Annotated in this window: 4 protein-coding genes; 3 read left to right on the top strand and 1 reads right to left on the bottom strand. The window is 52.6% G+C overall.

What is annotated here, in order from left to right; translation table 11 throughout:
• Positions 1–308: 308 nt before the first annotated feature.
• Entirely contained in the window at positions 309–770 is a 462-nt protein-coding gene (locus QZQ29_RS08450; RefSeq protein ID WP_296962298.1) for a MerR family transcriptional regulator, read from the bottom strand.
• A gap of 578 nt (positions 771–1348) precedes the next feature.
• On the opposite strand from QZQ29_RS08450, the gene QZQ29_RS08445 reads away from it, so the two are divergent.
• From QZQ29_RS08445 to QZQ29_RS08435, 3 genes are all read left to right on the top strand, one after another.
• Entirely contained in the window at positions 1349–2632 is a 1284-nt protein-coding gene (locus tag QZQ29_RS08445; RefSeq protein ID WP_296962297.1) for an S-layer homology domain-containing protein, read from the top strand.
• A gap of 605 nt (positions 2633–3237) precedes the next feature.
• Entirely contained in the window at positions 3238–4725 is a 1488-nt protein-coding gene (locus QZQ29_RS08440; protein WP_296962296.1) for an aldehyde dehydrogenase family protein, read from the top strand.
• Between the two features lie 1226 nt (positions 4726–5951).
• Positions 5952–6404 carry a Fur family transcriptional regulator gene (locus QZQ29_RS08435; RefSeq protein ID WP_296962294.1) on the top strand — a complete coding sequence of 151 codons (453 nt, stop codon included), beginning with the start codon at positions 5952–5954 and terminating at the stop codon, positions 6402–6404.
• Positions 6405–6595 lie beyond the last annotated feature (191 nt).

Raw genomic sequence — 6595 nt, 5'->3', positions numbered from 1 at the left:
CCACCACAACCCTATGAACCCTTTGAACCTTCTGAACCCTCTGAACCCTCACGCCTGCCAAGGCGTGTCCAAAGGCCACCGCAACCCTCGGCCCGAAGGGCCGTCAAACCTAAGAACCCTCCGGCCCAAGGCCGGTCAATCTTAAGAACCTTTTCCCGCCCCTGAGCGAAGCGAACACAACCCTTCTACACAACCCGCGGCGAAGCCGCGCCCCTTCTTATTTATATTTGCGGCGCCAGCCGCCACCACAACCCTTTGAACCCTCTGAACCTTCTGAACCCTTTGAACCCGGGGGCGCTTTGCGCCCCCTATTTCTTTTCGTTCCTTGTAAAGAACTTCCTCATTTCCTCAGGTATATCCTTTTTCAGGATAGTGAGGGGCAGGTCATTTTCCGTTTCCCCTGCCTTCAGGCGGTCCGTCAGGAGGTCGTTCATGAAGGAGGCGGCGGAGAGCTTTTCTTCCTTGCTCTTCACATCCTCCTTCAGCTGTTCTATATGCTTCCTGTAAAGCTCCATGCGCTGGGGACGGGTGGCGGCACCCTGCATGTAGAGGGAAATGAACAGGCTGATTTCCTGGATAGGCATATCCACGTTCCGAAGAAACTGGATCATGCGGAGCATGGCGATGTCATGGTCCGTGAAGATACGCACGCCGCCCACGCTTCTCCGGACGAACTGGAGGAGCCCCTTCTTGTCGTAAAACCGAAGAGTGGTGGATGGAATGCCTGTGAGCTCCACCACATCCTTCATAGTATATAAACGTTCTGCCATAAAATTTACCCCTGTTAAGAATTAAAATGAAATTCCAATTTCTACATGAAAGAAATCCCTGCTTTGCGAAGAAACAGGGGATTCCAAGTCTTGGAAACTGCGGAGTTCTGTCCATAAACTTAGCCATAAGTATAAGGCGCGCAGTAAAGAACCTGTCAATAGTACATCGGGGGGGGTAGAGAGCATATACATATAGCCAAAAAACTGAAAAAGTGTATCTATAGATTCCGCATTCTCAGGAAAGGCCCTGAAAATCGGATAAAAATTTTTCTATATCTCGGAGAAGCATATTTTATAGCAAAGAGAGAAAGCCCCAAATCACGGACAAAAATAGACACTTAGAGTAAGGTACATAGTGCTTGACCATGGCGCGGAGCAGGGTAATTGCGGATTCTTTCGAGAAATGGTACCGTAAATACAGCCGCGGGAAGGAGGCCCCCTTCCCAGGGCGGACGGACAGTAAGAGAAAAAAGCAGGCAGAGGAAACACGGTCACTCGCGCTGAGGCTTTCTATCTGAACTCCTGAAAAACAAAGGGCTCCGTTTTCTCTATTGTTTATTTCAAAGGAGCGAAGAACTATGAAAAAGATTCTCGCAATCGCAGCTGCAGCTGCACTCACCGCTGGCGTTTCCGCATTCGCCGCAAATCCATTCTCCGATGTTTCCACCGATGACTGGGCTTACCAGGCAGTCTCCGACCTCTCCGACCAGGGCGTTGTAGAAGGTTATCCGGATGGCACCTTCAAAGGTGAAAGAAACATTACCCGTTATGAACTGGCTCAGATCATTGCCCGCCTCATGGCTAAAGAAGACCAGCTGAACGCTGAACAGCGTGCAACTCTGGACAAACTGGCTGGCGAATACGCTGACGAACTGGCAAACCTGGGCGTTCGCGTTTCCAACCTGGAAAAGAAAGTGGGCAACATTGCCTGGTCCGGCAACGCTCGTATGCGTTTCAACCAGAGCTATGCAGCTGATGATGATGGAATTGCTACCACCAAAGCTGCTGATAAATGGGATGGCCGTATGAAGATTATCGCCAAGGCACAGGTGAACGACAGCACCGTTGCTACTGGCCGTCTCCGTTACGACATGAACTTCAAAGATGCTGATTCCAACAGCAGCGTATGGATGGAAGAACTGAAAGTTAACCATCAGTTCGGCGATGACTTCAGCGTAACCCTGGGCCGTCAGGACCTCTTCCTGGGCCAGACCGGCATTGAATTCGATGATGAATTCGACGGTGCTATCGCTACCGCTAAACTGGGCGGCGTAAACGTAGACCTGGGATATGGCCGTCTCTTCGGTGGCAGACTGGGCAAACCGGTTCTGGTTGGTAAAGAAGCTACCAACTCGAAGAACGATAACGAAATGTTCCTGGGCCGTATCTACGGTGACGCAGGCCGCATTTCCTACGACGTAGAATACCTGGACGGCAAGGACTCCCTGGATGCACGCCTCATCGGCGCAGGCCTCACTGCCGGCCTTGGCGGAGATTTCAAAGTATTCGGTGACTACTACAAGAACACCGAATACAAAGGCGACCCCTACACCTGGACTGCAGGCCTTGGCTATGGCAGCGTAAACTGGAAGAAACCGGGCACCTGGGATCTGAGCGCTCAGTACATCCATGCTGAAAAAGGCTCCTTCCTGGACGACACCACCTACAACGTAGCTCCAGCTTCCCTGGTAGCAACCGATGCAGCTAACGATGTAAACACTGCTAAATACTGGCTGGCTACTGGCGATGTAATTCTCCAGAAGAATGTAAAACTCCATGCTGAATATGCATTCGATGTGAAGACTGATGACCACAAGGATTACGACGACCTCTGGTCCGTATCCCTGAACTATGTATTCTAATCTCTTCTGAGATAAAAAGAAGCTCCTCCCAAGGGGCTTCTTTTTTATTTCACAGCCCCTGCCCCTTGCGAGAATGACGAGTATGGCCGGAAGAAAAGCGCGTAACGCCCCTGCGTTCCTTTTTAGGTGGCAAGGAAACTGGATTCTCAGGTCGCTTGTGCTCCCCTACGAATCATGTTCCCTTGCCACCCCGCAAGCGGTGGGACAATAATAAACGCGTAAGCCGCGCCCCTTTTTTCTTAATTTGCGGCGGAGCCGCCATCGCTGCCCTCGGGCCCAAAGGGCCCGTCAAACCTAAGAACCCTCCGGCTGAAAGCCGGTTAATCTTAAGAACCTTTTTATTCACAACCTCCTGAATCATTTCCAACTGCATAGAAAACCATCCATCATGCTTATCGATACTCTTGAATATTCTTCCCCGCCATGATATACTATGACTACAGCACCCATGCAGAAGAAAGTGACCATCGAACAGTATGAAAGGTTGTATTTCTTTTCGCAGCTGAAAGAAACATCCCGCTGAACCACCGGATATCGTACAAACTTCAGCGGAGCATCTCATACAGGGGATTATCCCCGCAAGTGATTGAAAGGAAGGTATTATTATGGCAAAAGCAGACATTCAGGAACAGTACGGTCTCTTCATTAATGGCGAATTCGTTCCCGCCTCTGACGGCACTACCTTTGACGCCCACAATCCGGCAAACGGCGAGCACCTGGCTTATTTCGCAGAAGCAACCAAAGAAGACGTGGACAAAGCAGTGAAAGCGGCAAGAGCAGCCCTTCCCGCCTGGTCCAAGACCTCTCCCATCGAAAGACAGAATATCCTGCTGAAAATTGCAGACATTATCGATGCCAATGCAGACCATCTGGCACTGGTGGAAACACTGGACAACGGCAAGCCCATCCGTGAAACCAAGGCTGCCGACATTCCCCTGGGCAGCGACCATTTCCGCTACTTCGCAGGGTGCCTCCGCGCATGGGAAGGCTCTGCCACCATGCTCGACGACAACACCCTCTCCCTCATTCTCCATGAACCGGTAGGTGTGGTAGGCCAGGTCATTCCCTGGAACTTCCCCTTCACCATGGCATGCTGGAAACTGGCTCCCGCCCTGGCAGCAGGAAATACCATCGTCATTAAACCGTCCTCCCATACATCCCTGTCCCTCATGGAACTCACCCGCCTCATCCAGGACGTCCTCCCGAAGGGCGTGCTGAACGTCATCACCGGCAAAGGCTCCAAATCCGGCCAGTGGCTCCTTGACCACCCGGACCTGGACAAACTGGCCTTCACCGGCTCCACCGAAGTAGGCCACGGCGTATACCAGGCTGCCTGTGACAAACTCATCCCTGTCACCCTCGAACTGGGCGGCAAATCTGCCAACATCGTATTCGACGACGCAGACCTTGCCCAGGCCGTAGACGGCGCATGCAAAGGCATCCTCTTCAACCAGGGCCAGGTATGCTGCGCAGGCTCCCGCCTCTTCGTACAGGAAGGCATTTTCGACGAATTCATCAAACACCTGAAAGCTACCTTTGAAAACGTTAAAATCGGCGACCCCACGGACCCCGAAACCCAGCTGGGCGCCCAGATTTACAAATCCCAGCAGGATAAAGTACTGAAATACGTACAGATCGGCCTTGACGAAGGCTGCCAGCTCATCACCGGCGGCGAAAGATACACCGAAAACGGCTGCGACAAAGGCTTCTTCATGAAACCCACCATCCTTGTCACCGACAAGAACAGCGACCGCGTATGCCAGGAAGAAATCTTCGGACCGGTAGTGGTGGTACAGAAATTCAAAACCGCCGACGAAGTCATCGCCCTGGCCAATGACAGCGTATACGGCCTCGGCGGCGCCGTCTTCACCAAGAACATCAATACCGCCCTTAAAGTAGCCCGCGGCGTTCGTACCGGCCGTATGTGGGTCAACACCTACAACGACCTCCCCGCAGGCGCCCCCTTCGGCGGCTACAAACAGTCCGGCATCGGCAGAGAAACCCATAAGGTCATGCTCGAACACTACAGCCAGATGAAGAACATCTACATCAACCTCAAAGAAGGCGTCAGCGGCATGTACGACATTAAATAATGCAGGCCATGTAAGCTGAGAAAAACTCCTTTCCCGCGGGAAGGGAGTTTTTTTATACCTGGGAACCTGCTTCCCCGCCGGGCGAAGAGGATATGCAGCGAAAAATCTTGCGTCCCCTTTAGGGGAAGAGGGCCACGAAGTGGAGAAGGGGTGTATGAGGGTAAGAAACGGAAAGATACGCTGAGGTTAAGCAGGCCGCCGAATGGCGGGCAGGCTGGCAGTGGAGTGTCACATCGGCGCTTGACCTCGTACACCCTTTGCCACTACGTGGCGTTCCCCTCAAGGGGAAACAAGGGATTGAGACGGGAATCTTATTGTGTCATCTGCTTCCTGTACCATTCCAGAGGCACCCCCTTTGGTGGCTGGCGCCACCACCTTGCCCGGTGGGAAGCATGTCACTGGATTCTCAGTCGCCTTATGGCTCCCTACGAATCCAGTTCCCTTGCCACCCCCAGCTCCGCTGGGGGCACTATGGGTGTTGGGCATTTCGGGCAGCCGGTGCTTATGGAAGTTACGGAGGGAAAACCGTACAACCGGGCTAGCGCCCGTGGAAATGCACCCCTTCTGCCGCCTCTGGCGGCGTCTCTCCACGGGAAAGCATGTCACTGGATTCTCAGGTCGCTTTGCTCCCCTACGAATCCAGTTCCTTTGCCACCCCGGAGGGGGAGATTCTAGCGGCGCTATCTTTTGTGCAACTTATGAAACTGGACGGTAAGCGCAGAGCAAACTTCCCCCTCCGAGGGAAGTACCGCCGCAGGCGGGGATAGGGGTGCATTTCCATCGGGCCACAGGCCCGGTTTGCCTGTTTTCCCCGCCCGCCAGGGCGGTTGTAAAGGTTTTAATCAAAACTGGCGCTGAAGGGCGCCCACTACCACCCTCTGAACCTTTTGAACCTTCTGAACCCTTACGCCCAAAGGGCGTGTCCAAAAAGGCGCCCACCAAGGCTGCCGCAGGCAGCTTTTTATAAGCATTGCCGCGTCAGCGGCAATCCACAACCCTCGGCGCCGCAGGCGCCGTCAAACCTAAGAACCTTAAGAACCCTCGGGGCAGGGCCCCGTCACCCTTCCCCCCTTGAACCCTTTAAACCTTCTGAACCCTTGGGGCGAAGCCCCATCCGCCTTACGGTTCCATAGAATTTTCTCTTGACTGGATAGAGAAAATCCCATATAATCGAATATATAGTATACTATGTATTCAAAGGAACGAAAAATCATAAGGAGAAGGCTATGGCAAGTTTGGAAGATATTCTGGTAAAGAAGCACATGAAAAGGACGAAAGCGCGGATTATGATTTTGAAAGTCCTGGAAAAGAGCCTGCCCCTCACGGCGGGGGAAGTCTATGAATCGGTGCGGGGCAAGGATACCCGCCTCAGCCTGTCCACGGTCTATCGGAACTGCGAAGCCCTGGCGGAAAAGGGGCTTCTCTTCCGTTCCACCACCATGTCCGACGGCCTTACCCGCTACGAATACGCCCATGACACGCCGGTGCATTATGCCATCTGCCTGTCCTGCCACCGCGTATTTCCGGTGGACGTGGACCTGGAAAAGGGATATAAAGAACACATGGACAGCGAATACGGCTTTGAAGTGGCGGAGCCGAAGGTAGAAATCTACGGCTACTGCAAAGACTGCCGGGCTTCCGGAAAAGCCAGGGAACACAAAGGAAAAATAGAACTGTAAATGGGATAGAAAAAGACAGCGTTTCTAGGGAAGCGCTGATTAAATCGTTATCGGATTTCATTCTTGGATTTTTATCCAACGCAAGGAATAAGTCGACGCGAATAGCAAGCTATTTAAGGAGACTTATGACGCAGCATTGGATAAAAATACATATGAAATTCGATTCTGCGAATTAATCAGTGCTTCCCTAG

Origin of the sequence: uncultured Dialister sp. (genome assembly GCF_900538805.1) — a bacterium.
Classification (GTDB): domain Bacteria; phylum Bacillota; class Negativicutes; order Veillonellales; family Dialisteraceae; genus Dialister.
The sequence above is the reverse complement of the archived record's forward strand: the minus strand, read 5'-3'. Positions and strand labels throughout refer to the sequence as shown.